The sequence below is a fragment of the Burkholderia guangdongensis genome (assembly GCF_013403875.1).
GTDB lineage: Bacteria > Pseudomonadota > Gammaproteobacteria > Burkholderiales > Burkholderiaceae > Burkholderia > Burkholderia guangdongensis.
Genome location: NZ_JACBNX010000017.1, coordinates 97191 through 114965, shown reverse-complemented (window position 1 = coordinate 114965; position 17775 = coordinate 97191). Strand labels below are relative to the sequence as shown.

At 65.9% G+C, this 17775-nt stretch carries 14 protein-coding genes and 1 tRNA gene; 7 read left to right on the top strand and 8 right to left on the bottom strand.

What is annotated here, in order from left to right; translation table 11 throughout:
- Window positions 1-12: 12 nt before the first annotated feature.
- On the bottom strand, window positions 13-936 hold the full coding sequence (locus tag HZI36_RS17475) for a LysR family transcriptional regulator (protein WP_179403913.1): 924 nt from the start codon (window positions 934-936) through the stop codon (window positions 13-15).
- Between the two features lie 119 nt (window positions 937-1055).
- Between HZI36_RS17475 and HZI36_RS17470 the strand changes: the two genes are divergently transcribed.
- The 3 genes from HZI36_RS17470 to HZI36_RS17460 all read left to right on the top strand — a co-directional run bounded on the left by HZI36_RS17470 (window position 1056) and on the right by HZI36_RS17460 (window position 3941).
- The gene (locus tag HZI36_RS17470; protein WP_179403912.1) at window positions 1056-2156 is read left to right on the top strand and encodes an alkene reductase; all 1101 of its coding nucleotides are present in this window, start codon (window positions 1056-1058) and stop codon (window positions 2154-2156) included.
- 83 nt (window positions 2157-2239) lie between these two features.
- The gene (locus HZI36_RS17465) at window positions 2240-3226 is read left to right on the top strand and encodes an aldo/keto reductase (protein ID WP_179403911.1); all 987 of its coding nucleotides are present in this window, start codon (window positions 2240-2242) and stop codon (window positions 3224-3226) included.
- 1 nt (window position 3227) lies between these two features.
- Entirely contained in the window at window positions 3228-3941 is a 714-nt protein-coding gene (locus HZI36_RS17460) for a dienelactone hydrolase family protein (protein WP_179403910.1), read from the top strand.
- 191 nt (window positions 3942-4132) lie between these two features.
- On the opposite strand, the gene HZI36_RS17455 is transcribed toward HZI36_RS17460, so the two are convergent.
- From HZI36_RS17455 to tig, 5 genes are all read right to left on the bottom strand, one after another.
- Window positions 4133-4208: transfer RNA gene (locus HZI36_RS17455), tRNA-Val, on the bottom strand.
- A 175-nt stretch (window positions 4209-4383) separates the two neighbouring features.
- Complete coding sequence (gene lon, locus HZI36_RS17450) at window positions 4384-6822, bottom strand: endopeptidase La (protein WP_179403909.1); 2439 nt, start codon at window positions 6820-6822, stop codon at window positions 4384-4386.
- 197 nt (window positions 6823-7019) lie between these two features.
- Window positions 7020-8291 carry an ATP-dependent Clp protease ATP-binding subunit ClpX gene (gene clpX / locus HZI36_RS17445; RefSeq protein ID WP_179403908.1) on the bottom strand — a complete coding sequence of 424 codons (1272 nt, stop codon included), beginning with the start codon at window positions 8289-8291 and terminating at the stop codon, window positions 7020-7022.
- 211 nt (window positions 8292-8502) lie between these two features.
- Window positions 8503-9156, bottom strand: a complete 654-nt coding sequence (gene clpP / locus HZI36_RS17440; RefSeq protein WP_179403907.1) for an ATP-dependent Clp endopeptidase proteolytic subunit ClpP — start codon at window positions 9154-9156, stop codon at window positions 8503-8505.
- Between the two features lie 140 nt (window positions 9157-9296).
- Window positions 9297-10649, bottom strand: coding sequence for a trigger factor (tig, locus tag HZI36_RS17435; RefSeq protein ID WP_179403906.1), 1353 nt, complete (start codon window positions 10647-10649; stop codon window positions 9297-9299).
- A gap of 459 nt (window positions 10650-11108) precedes the next feature.
- Here tig and HZI36_RS17430 point away from each other — a divergent pair, with 459 nt between their 5' ends.
- Together HZI36_RS17430 and HZI36_RS17425 are read left to right on the top strand one after the other, a co-directional pair.
- Window positions 11109-12254: a glycerate kinase gene (locus tag HZI36_RS17430; RefSeq protein ID WP_179403905.1), complete on the top strand. Its 1146-nt coding sequence runs from the start codon at window positions 11109-11111 to the stop codon at window positions 12252-12254.
- A 70-nt stretch (window positions 12255-12324) separates the two neighbouring features.
- Window positions 12325-12774, top strand: a complete 450-nt coding sequence (locus HZI36_RS17425) for a MarR family winged helix-turn-helix transcriptional regulator (RefSeq protein ID WP_179403904.1) — start codon at window positions 12325-12327, stop codon at window positions 12772-12774.
- A 118-nt stretch (window positions 12775-12892) separates the two neighbouring features.
- Here HZI36_RS17425 and HZI36_RS17420 read toward each other — a convergent pair whose 3' ends face one another.
- Together HZI36_RS17420 and HZI36_RS17415 are read right to left on the bottom strand one after the other, a co-directional pair.
- The gene (locus HZI36_RS17420) at window positions 12893-13891 is read right to left on the bottom strand and encodes a 2-dehydropantoate 2-reductase (RefSeq protein WP_179403903.1); all 999 of its coding nucleotides are present in this window, start codon (window positions 13889-13891) and stop codon (window positions 12893-12895) included.
- A 99-nt stretch (window positions 13892-13990) separates the two neighbouring features.
- Entirely contained in the window at window positions 13991-15160 is a 1170-nt protein-coding gene (locus HZI36_RS17415; protein WP_179403902.1) for a LuxR C-terminal-related transcriptional regulator, read from the bottom strand.
- 302 nt (window positions 15161-15462) lie between these two features.
- On the opposite strand from HZI36_RS17415, the gene HZI36_RS17410 reads away from it, so the two are divergent.
- Together HZI36_RS17410 and HZI36_RS17405 are read left to right on the top strand one after the other, a co-directional pair.
- Window positions 15463-16515, top strand: a complete 1053-nt coding sequence (locus tag HZI36_RS17410; protein ID WP_179403901.1) for a porin — start codon at window positions 15463-15465, stop codon at window positions 16513-16515.
- Window positions 16516-16549: 34 nt separating this feature from the next.
- A complete protein-coding gene (locus HZI36_RS17405; RefSeq protein ID WP_179403900.1) occupies window positions 16550-17764 on the top strand; it encodes an MFS transporter in 1215 nt (404 codons plus the stop codon).
- Window positions 17765-17775: the final 11 nt, after the last annotated feature.

Here is a 17775-nt window from a genome sequence, read left to right as displayed (position 1 = left end):
GCGACGATTCATTTAACTGGCGATGCGTTCCCCTCGACTTCCGGCGGCCTGAACTTCCCGAAACTCGGCCTCCATGAAGTCCGCGAATGCGCGGGCGGACGGCTTTGCGGCTCGGCCCGCCGGAAGCAGAACGTTGATATCCGCTGATCCCATCTCCCAATCCGGGAGCACGCGTACCAGCCGGCCCGCTTCCAATTCGTCGAGGACAGCGAGATCCCCGGTCGAGAGGAGGCCGAGCCCGGCGACGGCGGCGGCACCCGCTGCGTCCATGCTGTTCAGGATGAAGCGCCCCTCGACCCGCACCGAGCTAACCTTTCCGTCACGCCGAAACGTCCATCCCTCCATGACTCTGCCGGCAGGACCGACGATGATCGTGTGATCGGCCAGATCGCCGGGAGATGCTGGAGTCCCGGCCCTTGCCAAATACGAGGGCGCTGCGACGACGATGCGATGCACGGTGCCGATCCTGCGGGCGATCGCCGTCGAGTCGTCGAGCACACCAACGCGCAAGGCGACGTCGACCGACCCACCCACAAGATCCTGCCGGTCATCACTGAGGATGAATTCGACACGCAGACTGGGATGCTGATCAGTGAAACGCGCCAAACGCGGCAGGACGCCACGTATTGCGAAACCTGAAGATGCGGCAACGCGAAGGAGACCGCGCAGTTCACCGGTCCCGCGAACAGCATGATCTGCCTCCTCGAGAGCCGTCAGGATGGGCTCAATACGAGACAGATAGTCGGAGCCCGCCTCGGTAAGCGTCACGGCTCGAGTGGTTCGAACAAATAGCGCGGCGCCGACTTGCTTTTCGAGGGCAGCCATGATCCGTGACGCCGTAGGCTGCGACATGCCCATCGCGCGCCCAGCCACGGAAAAACTTCCGCTCCTCGCGACGCGGGCAAAGAGCTGCAACGAAACGAACCTGTCATTCATTCACAAATCGAATTTCTCAAAGTTATTTTTTCATGCTACCGCCAATTTCTGAATGAGACTATCTTTTTCGAACACACGGCCGACAGGTCGCATCCGAATGAAAGATATGAGCACTAGCCATGCCCCAGCCTGACGACGCACCTCTGTTCACGCCCTACACGCTTGGCGGATTTCAACTCAGAAACCGTGTGGTGATGTCCTCCATGACGCGCGGCCGCGCGCGCAATGCCGAGCTCGTGCCCACCGAGCTTCATGTCGAATATTATCGCCAGCGGGCGGCGGCCGGCCTCATCCTCACCGAAGGCACCTGGATCAGCCCGCACGCGATCGGATTCATCAACGCACCCGGTCTCTTTACCGAGCGCCAGGTCGAGGGCTGGCGAGCCGTTACCACTGCCGTGCATGCCGAGGGTGGCGCAATCTTCGCGCAGCTTGCCCATTCCGGGGCGGTCTCGCATCCCGACTTTTTCGATGGCAAGCTGCCCCCCGCGCCGTCCGCCGTAAACCCTGGCCAGAGATCATTCACACCCGAGGGTTTCAAAGACACCGTGACGCCGCGTGCCATGTCGCTTGAAGAGATCGCCTCAACCGTTGCCGACTATGGGGTAGCTGCGAAAAATGCCCGGGAGGCCGGCTTCGATGGTGTGGAGTTGCACGCGGCAACCACGTATCTCCTGCCTGAATTCCTCAATAGCGCGCTGAACATCCGAGATGACGCTTATGGCGGCAGCACGGAGAACCGAGTGCGGATCGTCCTGGAAGTGCTCGACGCGCTCATCGCGGTCTGGGGACCAGGGCGTGTCGGCATCAAGATCAGCCCGGCGCTCGCAATGGGTGGCTTCGGACTGACCGACAAGACGATCGAAACCTACGACTATCTTGTCGACCGTCTCAATGGGCTTCCGCTCTCTCACCTTCATGTGGGCAGAGCGCTGAACGACCTGTCGGGTACACCCGTCGCCGCGTTGCAGGACACGATCGGCTACTACCGCGCCCGCTTCAACGGCACGTTGATCGCGAACTTCGGCTTTGACCGTGCCTCCGCCAACACGGCGATCGAAAGCAAGCAGTCCGATCTGGTTTCCTTCGCCAAGCCGTTCATTGGCAATCCCGATCTCGTGCGACGCTTTCGCGAGGACCTGCCGCTCGCAGCCTCGTCCCCGGAGACCTACTACCAGGGCGGACCGCAGGGATATGTCGACTACCCCGCCGCTCCCTGAAGCGACGCCCCGCATCCTGAAGGCAACACAACTCACCCCAGCACAACGGCGAGCGGGTCTGCCAATCAAAAAGGAATACAGCTATGGAAATGAGAACGCTAGGTCGAAATGGTCCCCGTGTTTCCGCAATGGGCCTCGGTTGCATGCGCATGTCGAGTTTCGCGGGGCCGAAGGCAAGCTCCGATGACGAAGGTATCGCCACCATTCAAGCCGCCTTGGATGCGGGCATCAATTTTTTGAACACCGGTGACTTTTACGGAATGGGGCACAACGAGCTTCTCGTGGGTCAAGCGATCAAAGGTCGCAGGGATCAGGCGCTTATCAGCGTGAAATTCGGTGCCCTTCGTTCTCCCTCCGGACAAATGTTGGGTATTGATGTTCGACCCAACGCCGTGAAGAACTTCGCGGCCTACTCGCTTCAACGACTCGGCGTGGATGTCATAGACATTTACCAGCCGGGTCGCATCGACCCGAACGTCCCGGTTGAGGAAACAGTGGGTGCCATCGCCGATCTCATCAAGGAAGGTAAGGTTCGATACCTGGGATTGTCTGAAACCGGCGTTGAAAATATTCGGCGTGCTCACAAAGTGCATCCCGTGACCGCTCTTGAAATCGAGTATTCCCTTGGAACACGTTTCATTGAGGAGGAAATCCTGCCGACCGTAAGGGAGCTTGGCATCGGGCTGGTGGCTTATAGCGTGGTCGGTCAAGGGCTTCTTACTGGTTCAATTACAAATGACCTCCCGGCAAACGACTTTCGTCGCCAGTTTCCCAAATTCGACCAGGAGAACCTTCCGAAGAATCTGGAAAGGGTTTCGCTGCTTGAGCGCATGGCGCGCGAGAAGAACTGTACGGCAGCGCAATTGGCGATAGCTTGGGTGCTATCCAGGGGTGAAGACGTTGTGCCGCTCGTCGGAATGAGTCGTCCCGAACGTGTGGCAGAAAATCTAAGGGCGCTTGATGTGGCGCTTACCCAAGAAGATCTCGACGATCTCGACGAGTCCTTTGCGTTGGGCGCAATCACGGGTGACCGCTATCCTGCTCAGATGAAACACCTAACGACCAAATAGTATGAGAAGCGACGCGACCGAGGTCTCGATCTCAACGCCGCACCACCCGCTCAAGAGCTATGTGGCGACGCCAGAAGGCGATGGGCCCTGGCCCGGCGTCATCGTGCTCCACGACATCTTCGGCCTGACCGACGTGACGCGTGAGCATGCCGATTGGCTGGCCAGAGAAGGTTACCTTGCGGTGGCACCGGACCTATTCTCCTGGGGCGGCCGGCTCCGTTGTATCCGCGCCTTGATGATGGACCTATCGGCGCGAAAGGGAGCGGCGTTCGACGATGTCAACGCCATCCGGCAGTGGCTGGAGGGCCGTCAGGATTGCACCGGGAAGACCGGGGTCATCGGCTTTTGCGCGACGGGCGGTTTTGCGATTCTACTGGCGGCCGGTCACGGCTTTTCGGCCGTCGCCCCGAACTACGGCCAGGTCCCGAACGACATCGATGCGATCCTCGACGGCGCCTGCCCGATGGTCGCGAGCTTCGGCGGTCGCGACAGGACGCTGAAGGGCGCGGCGGCGCGGCTGAATGGCGCGCTCGAGCGGCGCCAAATCGACCATGATGTCAAAGAATATCCGGACGCCGGGCACTCCTTCCTCGACGATCACAAGGGCCTGCTGATCGGGGTGCTCGGTGCCGTCATCGGGGCGGGCTACCAGGAGAAGGACGCGGCTGACGCGCGAGGTCGTATCCGGGCATTCTTCGCGCGCCATCTCGCCTAGCCGTTGGCGCGTTCCACCAACGATGTGACGACAACGGTATAACAACGGTGTCGCAAACGCATTGCAGCCAATGGCCGTTTTCGAAACGGCCACCCCAAACAAAAAACCCGCAGAGCCAACAGCCATGCGGGTTTCAGCGTACTTCCACAATCTTCTGCGAATCGCCCTGGAACGGGATCCATCCCTATGGATGGTGGGTGCTGAGAGGCTCGAACTCCCGACCTACGCCTTGTAAGGGCGCCGCTCTACCAACTGAGCTAAGCACCCGCTCCGGACTCGCCGCGTGGCTGACACGAACATCATCAGCCAGCGAGCCCGCTAGTCTAATGGATCTTCGAGCATTTTGCCAGCCCTGAAACGCGCGATTTTCAGGGCAGATAAAAAAACCCGCGGACACACGCCGCGGGTTTTTCAACGACCGGAATCGAACCGACAACCGACGTCAGTGCTTGACCACTTCCGTCGAGCCGGCGTCCTTCGCCGCATCGGCGACGGGCGCGGCGGCGACCGGCGCGGCGGCCTTCACTTCCTCTTCCGGCGGCAGCGGCGTCGGCGTACGTTCGAGCGCGAGTTCGAGCACCTTGTCGATCCAGCGGACCGGCACGATTTCGATCGCGTTCTTCACGTTGTCCGGAATCTCCGCGAGATCCTTCACGTTCTCTTCCGGAATCAGCACGAGCTTGATCCCGCCGCGATGCGCGGCCAGCAGCTTCTCCTTCAGGCCGCCGATCGGCAACACTTCGCCGCGCAGCGTGATCTCGCCCGTCATCGCGACGTCCGCGCGCACCGGGATGCCAGTCAGCACCGACACGAGCGCGGTCGTCATCGCACCGCCGGCGGACGGACCGTCCTTCGGCGTCGCGCCTTCCGGCACGTGGATGTGGATGTCCTGCTTCTCGAACGCCTCGTCCTTGATGCCGAGACGCCGCGAACGCGAACGCACGACCGAGCGAGCCGCCTCGACCGACTCCTTCATCACGTCGCCGAGCGAGCCGGTGCGGATCACGTTGCCCTTGCCCGGCATGACCGCCGCCTCGATCGTCAGCAGATCGCCGCCGACTTCCGTCCACGCGAGGCCCGTCACCTGACCGACCTGGTTCTCCTTCGCGGCGAGGCCGAAGTCGTACTTGCGCACGCCGAGGAACGTGTCGAGATTGCTGCCGTCGACCTTGATCGCGCCCGATGCCTTCTTCAGCAGCAGCATCTTCACGACCTTGCGGCAGATCTTCGAGATCTCGCGCTCGAGCGAACGCACGCCCGCCTCACGCGTGAAATAGCGGATGATGTCGCGGATCGCCGTTTCGGCCACCTCGATCTCGCCTTCCTTCAGGCCGTTGTTCTTCTTCTGCTTCGGCAGCAGGTAGCGCTGCGCGATGCTGACCTTCTCGTCTTCCGTGTAGCCCGACAGACGGATCACTTCCATCCGGTCGAGCAGCGGCGGCGGGATGTTCAGCGAGTTCGACGTCGCGACGAACATCACGTCCGACAGGTCGAAATCGACTTCGATGTAATGATCGGCGAACGTGTGGTTCTGCTCCGGATCGAGCACTTCGAGCAGCGCCGACGACGGATCGCCGCGGAAGTCCATCCCCATCTTGTCGACTTCGTCGAGCAGGAACAGCGGGTTGCGCACGCCCACCTTCGCGAGGCTCTGCAGGATCTTGCCCGGCATCGACCCGATATACGTGCGGCGATGGCCGCGAATCTCGGCCTCGTCGCGCACGCCGCCCAGCGCCATCCGCACGAACTTGCGGTTCGTCGCACGCGCGATCGACTGGCCGAGCGACGTCTTGCCGACGCCGGGAGGCCCAACGAGGCACAGGATCGGCGCCTTCACCTTGTCCACGCGCTGCTGCACCGCGAGATACTCGAGAATCCGTTCCTTCACCTTTTCGAGGCCGTAATGGTCCTCGTCGAGCACCTGCTCGGCGTTCGCGAGATCGTTGTTGACCTTGCTCTTCTTGCGCCACGGCAGGCCGATCAGCGTGTCGATGTAGTTGCGCACGACGGTCGCTTCGGCCGACATCGGCGACATCAGCTTCAGCTTCTTCAGCTCGGCGTCGGCCTTCTTCTTCGCTTCCTTCGGCATGCGCGCGGCGTTGATGCGCTTCTCGAGCTCCTCGAGATCGGCGCCTTCCTCGCCCTCGCCCAGTTCCTTCTGGATCGCCTTGACCTGCTCGTTCAGGTAGTACTCGCGCTGGCTCTTCTCCATCTGGCGCTTCACGCGCCCGCGGATGCGCTTTTCGACCTGCAGGATGTCGATCTCGGCCTCGAGCTGCGCGAGCAGATGCTCGAGACGCTCGATGACCGGGAACATCTCGAGGATGTGCTGCTTCTGGTCGAGCTTCAGCGGCAGATGCGCGGCGATCGTATCCGCGAGACGACCCGCCTCGTCGATGCCCGACAGCGACGTCAGGATTTCCGGCGGGATCTTCTTGTTGAGCTTCACGTACTGATCGAACTGCGACACGATCGCGCGGCGCAGCGCTTCCGTCTCCGCGCTGTCGGCGTGATCGGGTTCGAGCGGCATCACCTCGCACGAGAACTGCGTCTCCTGCTCCTCGATCGACAGCGCCTTCGCGCGCTGCAGGCCCTCGACGAGCACTTTCACCGTGCCGTCGGGCAGCTTCAGCATCTGCAGGATATTGGCGACGCAACCGACCTCGTACATGTCCTTTTCGGTCGGCTCGTCCTTGGCCGCGGTTTTCTGCGCGACGAGCATGATGTGCTTGCCGCCTTCCATCGCCACTTCGAGGGCCTTGATCGATTTCGGCCGGCCCACGAAGAGCGGAATCACCATGTGCGGGAAAACGACGACGTCCCGCAGCGGCAGCAGCGGGAGCGTGATGCGTTCCGGCGGGAGAAGTTGGGTGCCTGACATTTCATTTCCCCATGAGTGGAATCAATTGTTCGGTAGTTGAGGCTGCCCGTATGGATTGCAAGCCTTCAGCGAGTGGGAAATATTCGGTAAAAAAGTAACCGTCGCGTGTCCAGTCAGAGTTACCCACAAGATAAACGAAAAAAAACCGTTCAGTTTTCGTGAACGGCCTTTTTTCATCAGAACATTTGTCGAGCCGGTCAGTTCGAACCCGCCACCTTCGGCGTGTCCTCATAGATCAGTAACGGTTTGCCGTCGCCATCGATGACATTCTCGTCGATGATGACCTTGCTCACCCCCTTCATCGCCGGCAGCTCGTACATCACGTCGAGCAACGCCTGTTCGATGATCGAACGCAGGCCGCGCGCGCCGGTCTTGCGGCGGATCGCCTTGCGGGCGACTGCCTGCAGCGCGGCGGGCCGGATCTCGAGCTCGACGCGTTCCATCGCGAACAGCTTGTGATACTGCTTGACGAGCGCGTTCTTCGGCTCGACGAGGATCTTCATCAGCGCTGCTTCGTCGAGCTTGCCGAGCGTCGCGACCACCGGCAGCCGGCCGATCAGCTCGGGGATCAAACCGAATTTGATCAGGTCTTCCGGCTCGACTTCGCGCAGCACCTCGCCGGCGTCGCGCTCCTGCTTGCTCTTGACCGTCGCGCCGAAACCGATGCCGGTCTTCTCGGTACGATCGGTGATCACCTTCTCGAGCCCGTCGAACGCGCCGCCGCAGATGAACAGGATGTTCGTCGTGTCGACCTGGATGAAATCCTGGTTCGGATGCTTGCGGCCGCCCTGCGGCGGCACCGACGCCATCGTGCCCTCGACGAGCTTCAGCAGCGCCTGCTGCACGCCCTCGCCCGACACGTCGCGCGTGATCGACGGGTTGTCGGACTTGCGGCTGATCTTGTCGATCTCGTCGATGTAGACGATGCCGCGCTGCGCCTTCTCGACCTCGTAGTTGCAGTTCTGCAACAGCTTCTGGATGATGTTCTCGACGTCCTCGCCGACGTAGCCGGCTTCGGTCAGCGTCGTCGCGTCGGCGATCACGAACGGCACGTTCAGCAAGCGCGCGAGCGTCTGCGCGAGCAGCGTCTTGCCGGAGCCGGTCGGCCCGATCAGCAGGATGTTGCTCTTCGACAACTCGACGTCGTCCTTCTTGTCGAGATGCTTCAGGCGCTTGTAGTGGTTGTAGACCGCGACCGCGAGGATCTTCTTCGCGCGCTCCTGCCCGATCACGTACTGATCGAGGATGTCGCGAATTTCCTGCGGGCTCGGCAGATCCGACCGGGACAGGGTGGCCTCGACGCCTGCGGCTGCCGCTTCGTCGCGAATGATCTCGTTGCAGAGGTCGATGCACTCATCGCAGATGAACACCGACGGGCCCGCGATGAGTTTTTTCACCTCATGCTGGCTCTTGCCGCAAAACGAGCAATACAACAGCTTCTCGCTGTTCGAACCTTTTTTGTCCGCCATGAATGTATGAGCCTCCGGACACGTGAATTACATGATACGCCGAATGCTCCGCGCGCCACGACCTAGGGCGCCACCGGAGCCGGCTGGCTGTGCTTGCCGCAGATGCTCGGGGCACGGGCGCCGCGTTAATGGGGAAGTACCCCAGGGGGGGGAAGCTCCCCAGGGAAGCACCCCGGAGGGAAAGCCTCCCGGAGACGGCGCCCCGCCCGGATCACGGACGCTTGAGCAACACCTGGTCGATCAGCCCGTAAGCCTTCGCGTCGTCGCTCGACATGAAGTTGTCGCGATCGGTGTCGCGCGCGATGCGCTCGACTTCCTGGCCCGTGTGCTGCGCGAGCAGATTGTTCAGGCGCTCCTTCAGGTAGAGGATCTCGCGCGCCTGGATCTCGATGTCCGACGCCTGGCCGCGCGCGCCGCCGAGCGGCTGGTGGATCATCACGCGCGCGTTCGGCAGCGCGTAGCGCTTGCCCTTCGCGCCCGACGCGAGCAGGAACGCGCCCATGCTGGCCGCGAGCCCCATGCAGAGCGTCGACACGTCCGGCTTGATGAACTGCATCGTGTCGTAGATCGCCATGCCGGCCGACACCGAGCCGCCCGGGCTGTTGATGTACAGGTTGATGTCCTTGTCGGGGTTCTCGCTTTCGAGGAACAGCAACTGCGCGACGACGAGGTTCGCGGTCTGGTCGTTCACTTCGCCGACCATGAACACGACGCGCTCCTTCAGGAGACGCGAGTAGATGTCGTACGAACGCTCGCCGCGACCGCTCGTTTCGACGACGATCGGAACCAGCCCCAGCGCCTGCGCCTCGAAATCCCGCGGCGCGTTCGAAGCGAGCGTGTCAAGCAATTCAGCGCGAGTGATCATTCAATGAGCCTTGTTCGAAATGGGAATGGAACGACAGGGAAGCCGTCCGTTCAATCGCCATATTAATGGCAACCGCCAACTGACGTAAAAACGGCGTGCGGGCCGTCGCTCGGACAGCCGGCACGCCGCTCAGGCAACCCTTAAGCCTGCTGCGCCGATGCGCTCGCCAGTGCCTCGAAGCTCACTTCCTTGTCCGTCACCTTCGCCTTGCCCAGCACGAAATCGACGACGTTGCTCTCAACGACGAACGCTTCCATCTCGGCGAGGCGCTGCTGGTTCGAATAATACCAGCGGACCACTTCCTTCGGGTCTTCGTAGCTCTTCGCGAACTCGTCGACTTCCGCGCGGATCTGTTCCGGCTTCGCCTCGAGGCCGTTCGCCTTCACGAGCTCGGCGAGCACCAGGCCCAGCTTCACGCGACGCTCTGCCTGCTCGGCGAACATCTCGGCCGGAATCGGCGCGTCCTTCGCGTTCGGCACACCGCGCTGCGCGAGGTCCTGACGCGCCATCTCGACGAGGCGCAGCTGATCCTGCTCGATCAGCGCCTTCGGCACGTCGAGCTCGGAGATCTTCAGCAGCGCGTCCATCACCTGGTTCTTCACGATCGCCTGCGTGCGGCGCTTCGCTTCGCGCTCGAGGTTGTCCTTGATCTCGGCGCGCATCTTCGTCTGATCGCCGTCCTCGATGCCGAGCGACTTCGCGAAGTCCTCGTCGATCGCCGGCATGTGCGGCCACTCGATCTTCTTCATCGTGACCGTGAACTGCGCGGTCTTGCCGGCGACGTCCTTGCCGTGATAATCGTCCGGGAACTTCAGGTCGAATTCGCGCGATTCGCCGTTCTTCAGGCCGAGCGCCGCCGTTTCGAATTCCGGCAGCATGCGGCCTTCGCCGAGCACGAACGGGAAATCTTCCGCGGTGCCGCCCTGGAACGCGACGCCGTCGAGCTTGCCGACGAAGTCGACCGTCACGCGATCGCCGTTCTGCGCGGCCGCGTCCGCGCCGCCGTCGCCGTGCTCGCCGGCTTCGCCGCGCACGTGGAAGTGCACGCGCTGCTTGCGCAGGATGTCGAGCGTGCGGTCGATCTCGGCGTCGCCGATCGTCGTCGTCGAGCGCTCGACTTCAGCGTTCGCCAGATCGCCGATCGTCACTTCCGGGTAGACCTCGAACGTCGCGTCGAACGCGTACGCGTCGGGGGCCGGCTCGCTCTGCGTCGGCGCGAAGCTCGGCTGGCCCGCGACACGCAGGTTTTCCGCGCGGCTGATCGTGAAGAATTCCTGGCCAACCTTGTCGCTCAGCACTTCGGCCTCGACCTGCCCCGCATATTGTTGCGTGACCATCTTGAGCGGCACCTTGCCCGGGCGGAAACCCGGCATGCGCACGTTCTTCGCGAGTTTCTGAATACGGGCGTCGACTTCCTTCTGCACGACTTCCTTCGGCAAGGAAATCGTCACGCGGCGTTCGAGCTTGCCGAGGTTTTCAACAACGTTAGCCATGGCTTCAATCGTCCTAAAATTATTCGAGCGAATCGGGGTTTCCTTGCCGAGCCTGCCTGAAGGCGTCTTACACCGCACCCGCACCGGGGCGACTCCAAACACGGTTTGGGCCGGAAGAATCGGCTATTCTAGCAAACAATTTCCCCCGCACCGCCAGATTGCCCGCCCCCGCGCCGGGTCGCGCCGGGTCTCGCCCGATTACACGGCCGCCTGTGCGGCTTCATGTAGCTGCACATAGCCTCACGTAGCCAATACACGCGCGAATGGCCGTTATGCCATTCGCAGTATCGATGCGCGCGCGGCATCCTGCTAAGCTGCTGCCAAACTGGATCGCACGCGCGGATGAACAGGCCGCGCGGCGCGGACGGCACGCACCCGCGCGCCGCCCGCACCGCGCGGCAACGATTCATCCTACCAATCACGCAAAATCCACGCCAATCCACGTCAACCGGAGACATCATGCCGCTTCCCTCGTCCGCGCCCGTCGTCGTCATCGCACCCGATTCGTTCAAGGGTTCCCTGTCCGCCGCCGGGGTCGCGGACGCGATTGCCGCCGGCATTCGCCGCGCGCGGCCCGACGCGGTCGTGCGCTGCTGCCCGATGGCCGACGGCGGCGAAGGCACGCTCGACGCGATGCTCGCGCACGGCGGCACACGCCGCACGCTGAGCGTCGCCGGCGCGTCGCTCGCCGCGCACGATGCGGCCGTCGGCGTGATCGACGCGCGCACCGCCATCGTCGAGACGGCCGAGATCGTCGGCATCACCGATCCGGTCGGGATGAGCGTGCCCGTCGACGCGCGCAGCACGCGCGGCATGGGCGACGCGATCCGCCAGCTGCTCGACGACGGCGTGCGCCACTTCTTCGTCGCGCTCGGCGGCAGCAGCACGAACGACGCCGGCGCCGGGCTCCTCGCCGGGCTCGGGCTGCGCTGCTTCGACGCGGCCGGCCAGCCGGTCGAGCCGACGCCCGCGCGGCTCGGCGACGTCGCGCGCATCGACGCGTCGGGGCTCGATCCGCGCATCGCCGACACGCAGTTCGTCGGCATGTCCGACGTCGACAATCCGCTGACCGGCGCGCACGGCGCGACCGCGGTGTTCGGCCCGCAAAAGGGCGTGACGCCGGAGCAGGTCGCGACGCTCGACGCGGCGCTCGGCCACTTCGCCGACCTGCTCGAGGCGGCGCTCGGCCGCAAAGGCCGCGACCTGCCCGGCGCCGGCGCGGCGGGCGGCCTGGGCTTCGCGCTGCATATGCTCGGCGCGCGCTTCGAGGCGGGCGCCGAGGTCGTCGCGCGGCAGATCGGGCTCGACGCGGCGCTCGAAGGCGCCGACTGGCTGATCACCGGCGAAGGCCGCTCCGACGCGCAGACGCTGCACGGCAAGGCGCCGTTCATCGCGTGCCGCCATGCGCGCGACGCGGGCGTGCCGGCGTCGCTGCTGTCGGGCGCCGTCGATTCGGCCGCGCTGCCGGCACTGTCCGAGCACTTCCGCGGCTGCTTCTCGCCGGCGCCGGGGCCGATCACGCTCGACGTCGCGATCCGCGACGCGGCCCGCCTCCTCGCGAACGAGGCGGAGCAACTGACGCGCCTGAAGTACGGCGCGCGCTGAGACCCGCGGCGGCCGTCGCCCGGGTGCAGCACCCGACGACGCCGGCCGCCCTCTTCCATCAGGATCCGCCATGAAAGGTCACCAAGCCGGGCTCGATCAATTGCTGACCTACCGCCTGCACATGCTGACGAAACGCTCCGATCGCGGGATCGGCGAGCGCTATCGGCACAAGCTCGACGTCTCGGTGCCCGAGGCGCGCGTGATCGCGGTGGTCGGCGCATTCGGGCCGCTGTCGATCATGGATCTCGCGCGCCACACGCATCTCGACAAGAGCCAGGCGAGCCGCGCGGCCGAGGCGCTGCTGCGGCAAGGGCTGCTCGCGCGCTGCGCGAGCGACGAGGACGGCCGGATCGTGCTGATCTCGCTGACGCCCGACGGCCGCGCGCTGTACCGGAAAATCATGCCGATCGCGCGCAAATGGAACGACGGGCTGCTCGAATGCCTGAGCGACGCCGAGCGGCAAACCTTCGAGCGGCTGCTCGACAAGGTTCTCGCGCACGCGATCGCGCGCGAGGACTGACGCGGCACGGGTCGGCTCGCTGCGGTGGGCCGGCACGCTTCGGCTCGCCGCCGCTCGTTGCCCGCCCGCCGACGCACCGCAGCGGCCTCCAGCCCGCTCGTTGCCGCCCGCCGACGCGCTAGAGCCCGCTGTTCGCCGCCCGCTGCCGCAGCAGCCCGAGCACCGCGTCGCAGTACGGCGTCGGCACGTCGAGCTTGCGCCCCAGTTCCGGAAACACGCCGAGGATCGGCCCGATCTCGAGCGCGCGGCCCGCTTCGAAATCCTGCAGCATCGACGTCCTGAACGCGCCGAGCTTGCGCGTCATCGCGATCCGGTCCGGGCCGCTCATCCCCGTATCGAGGCCGAGCCGCGCGCCGATCGCGGCCGCCTCCTCCATCATCCGCAGCGCGAGCGTCCGGGTCAGCGGATCGTCGAGCAGGCGGTCCGCGGTCGAGCCCGTCAATGCGCTCAGCGGATTCATGTTCATATTGCCCCAGAGCTTCGTCCAGATTTCCGCGCGAATCGTGGGCGTCGTCCCGACGTCGAAGCCGCCCGCCGCGAGCGCCGCCGCGAAGCGCGCGGCGGCGGCCTCGCGCGCCGGATCCGGCGCGCCGACGATCAGCCGGTTGCCGCGCCCGCGGCGCACCACGCCCGGCGCGTCGGTGCTCGACGACAGGTGCACGACGCAACCGATCGTCTGCGCGGACGGCAGCGCCGCCGACACCGCGCCGTCCGGATCGACCGCGTCGAGCCGCGCGCCGTCGAGCGGCCCCGCGAGCCCGTGCGTGAACCACCACGGCAGCCCGTTCATCGCCGCGACGATCACCGTGTGCGGCCCGACGAGCGGCGCGAGCCGCGCGGCGAGCGTCGGAAGCGTCTGCGCCTTCAGCGCGATCACCACGTAATCCTGCACGCCGAGCGCCGCCGCGTCGTCGCTCGCGACCACCGCGACCGACGACGTGTCGCCATGCTCGTCGATCACGCGCACGCCATGCGCATTCAGCGCGTCGAGTGTCGCGCCGCGCGCGTATGCGCTCACGGTCATGCCCGCGCGCGACAGCGCGGCCGCGAGCAGCCCGCCGATCGCGCCAACGCCGACGATCGCCGCCCGCGCCGGCGGGGGATTCAACTCGTTCATCGTGTGCTCCAGGTGCTCTGTCTCGTGTCCGAGTCGACGAGCATAGGCCGGAATGGTTGCATTCACAACCATCCCCGTTTTCCAGGCAACGTGTCGCACTCAGTGCGGCGAGCCGTCCTCGGTCGCCGGCGGGCCGGGCATCGCGCCATCGGCCCCGCCGAGCACGCTCGCGATCTGGCTCTTGTCGTGCATCCCGAGCTTCCGGTACGCGCAGCGCAGATAGTGGCGCACGGTCGTCGGCGAGATGTCCATCTGCTGCGCGACTTCCTTGTGCGAGCGTCCGGCGCCGTAGAAGCGGATCGCGGCGAGCTCGCGCGGGCTCAGCCGATCGAGCAGCGAGCGCGGCCGCGCCTCGAGCTGGAACAGGCCCCCGACCGGCACGCACGCGACCCGCAGCGCATCACCTTCGAACGGTTGCCCCGGCCGCCGCCGCAGATGCGCGACGAGCGGCTCCGGCAGTTGCGCGGCCGGCAGCGCCGGCCACTCGGTCCGCAGCGCCGCGTCGAACCCCGGGTCCGCGTGATGCAGCACGCCGAAGTTGTCGCACAGCGCGCGCACGGCCGGCGTCGATGCGTCGCCGCGCCCGCGCGTCAGTTGCGCCGCGCGATTGATCGTCAGCGCGGCGGCCATGTGCGGAATCAGATTTTCGAGGCGATGCGCGTCGTCGTCGTCGAACGGGCGATTGAGACCCTGACGGTAGATTGACAGGAAGGTCGTCAGCCCGAAGCGGCGGTCGAACGCGCACACGCACATCAGTTGCGCGAGCCCGTACTTCACGCACCAGTCGCGAAAGCGCGGATCGAGCCCCGGTTCGACGACCGACAGCCGCACCGCACGGCCATAGGCGCCGCGCAGCGTGCGGTGCGCGAGCGGATCGCAGTCGCGTACGCGCTTCCAGTCCGCGAAGAACGCGTCGGGCAATCGATAGAGGAAGCTGTTGTGCATCACCGGGCCGGCCGGCGTGTGGGTCGCGACGCCGGTCCACGCGGCATCGAACGGCACGAACTCGCGCAGGAGCGCGAAGAACCGGCATTCGAATTCGCCGATGCCCGCCTGCCCCGCGACCGCGTACAGATCGAGCAGCAGCAGGCCGAGCGCGTGCGCGGCCGATCCGCCGCCGCTGCTGCTGCCGCCGCCGCTGTCGTCGACGCCGTCGAAATCGGCGCGCCGCGGCGGCTGCGCGGGCCACGCGGATTCGTCCAGCACGATCGCCGCCGGCACGTCACGCAATGCGTCGCTCTCCTGCCCTGTAGCCGTCGTGATCCTCACACCCCGCTCCTTCGCCCGCCGGGCCGACCTTGCGCGCAACGTTGACCAGCCGATTATAGCGAGCGGCTTTTTTGGCGGGACCCTGCGCGCGAACGCGCGGCAACCCCATCCATTTGAACGGGTCGGGCACCCGGCGAGCCATCGCCCATCGCTCGGTACCGTCGCCTGCGCACGCCGCGGCGCGCACCGCGGGTTTTCCGCACCGTCCATCTGAACGACTTCCCGGCCGCTTTCCCGCTACCGACACTGCGTCACCGGATCACACGACAACGACACATCAACGGTATGGAGAACCCAACGTCATGACCCCGCGCTTCATCCGCTCGGCCGCGGCCGCTGCCATCGCCGTGGCGCTCGCCACGTGCGGCGCCGCCGCGCACGCGCAGTCGTCCGTCACGCTGTACGGCGCGCTCGACGCCGGCGTGCAGTATCTGACGCACGCCGACGGCCGCCATGCCGCGTGGCAGTTGCAGAACTACGGCGTACTGCCGTCGCAGATCGGCCTGAAAGGCACCGAGGAGCTCGGCGGCGGCTGGCACGCGCTGTTTAAGCTCGAGCAGGGCATCAACGTGAACGACGGCACCGCGACCGTGCCCGGCTACGCGTTCTTCCGCGGCGCGTATCTGGGCCTCGCCGGGCCGGCGGGCACGTTCACGTTCGGCCGGCAGTTCAGCGTGCTGTTCGACAAAACGCTGTTCTACGACCCGCTGTGGTACGCGTCGTACAGCGGCCAGGGCGTGATCGTGCCGATGACCGCGAACTTCCTCGACAGCTCGGCCAAGTACCAGTCGCCGACGTTCGCCGGCTTCGACGCCGAAGCGCTCGCCGCGACGGCCGGCGTCGCCGGCAATTCGCGCGCCGGCCGCGTGCTCGAGCTCGGCGGCCAGTTCACCAGCAACCGGCTGTCGGCGAGCGTCGTGCTGCACGAGTCGTACGGTGACGTGTCCGCGGCCGGCGATACGTCCGCGCTGCGCCGCGAGATCGGCACGCTCGCCGCGCGCTACGCGTTCGACGCGCTGCCGCTCACGCTCTATGCGGGCGTCGAGCGGCGCACCGGCGATCTCGACGCGCCGCGCACGATCGTCTGGGGCGGTGCCCGCTATCAGGCGACGCCGTTCGTCGGACTGAATGTCGGCGCATACCACACCGATTCGCGCACGCCCGCGATCGGGCATCCGACGCTGTTCGTCGCGAGCACCACGTACGCGCTGTCGAAGCGCACGGTCGCGTACCTGAACCTCGGCTACGCACGCAACGGCGGACAGAGCTCGCAGACCGTCTACGAATATGACCCGACGCCGCTCGCCGGCACGTCGCAGTTCGGCGCGATGCTCGGCATGTATCACCTGTTCTGATCCGCTCCACGCCCTCCTTTCTCGAGATTCCATCATGAAGACACTCCCACCGGATGCCGCGCTCCCGTTCGCCGGCGACGCACCGACGTTCGCCCGCTCGACGCTCGCCGCGCTCGTCGCGTTCGCGGCGATCACGCCGCTGATCCTGCTCGTCGCGCCGGCCGTCGCCGCGCAGCTCGCGACGCAGCTCGGGCTGTCCGCGTCGCAGATCGGCACCTACTTCTTCGTCGAGCTCGGCGCGTACAGCTTTGCGACCTTTCCTTCGTACCTGTGGCTCGGACGCGTCGACGCGCGCCGCGTCGCCGCGTGCGCGGTCGCGGTGTTCTGCGCCGGCAACCTGCTGACCGCGCTGTGGATGCCCGGCTTCGTCGCGCTGCTCGCGCTGCGCGCGGTGACGATGCTCGGCGGCGGCACGCTGATGGTGCTGTGCATGACGAGCGCCGCGACGAGCGACAACCGCGACCGCGTGTACGGCCTGTGGGTCGTCGGCCAGCTGATCGCCGGCGCGATCGGCCTGTTCGTGCTGCCGCAGGTGTTCGCGGCGCTCGGGCTGCGCGCACTGTACATCGCGCTCGGCGTGCTCGCGCTCTGCGCGTCGCCGCTGTCGCGCGGCTTCCCGCCGGCGCTCGGCGCGCGCGGTGTCCGCCCCGCGCCGGCCCGCGCCGCGCAGCGCGAACACGCGGTCGCGCCGACCGTGCTCGTCGCGCTCGCGATCGGCGCGATGACGAGCTTCTATCTCGCGATCGGCAGCGTCTGGACCTTCGCGAGCCGCGCCGCGGCCGAAGCCGGGTTCGACGCGCAGTCGGCCGGCAGCGTGCTCGCGATCGCGAGCGTAATGGGCATCGCCGGCGCGGCGCTCGCATCGTGCATCGGCGGACGGATCGCGCGCCGCGCGATGCTGTTCGCGGGCTATGCGCTGCTCGCCGCGTCGCTCGTCACGCTCGCGACGCGGCCGCATTCGACCGGCTACAGCGCGGCGATCTTCGCGTTCAAGTTCGCGTGGACGTTCGTGCTGCCGTTCGTGCTCGCGACCATCGCGCGGATCGACGCGTCGGGCCGCCTGATCGCGACGCTGAACCTCGTGATCGGCGGCAGTCTCGCGGTCGGCCCGCTGCTCGCCGGCCTGCTGCTCGACGCCGGCGGCACGATGCGCGCGCTGTTCGTGATCGCGACGGTCGTGTCCGTCGCGTCGCTCGCCGCGCTGCTGCACATCGACCGCCGCGCGCACGCCCTTTCTCCGCAACCGTGACAGGAGTTCTC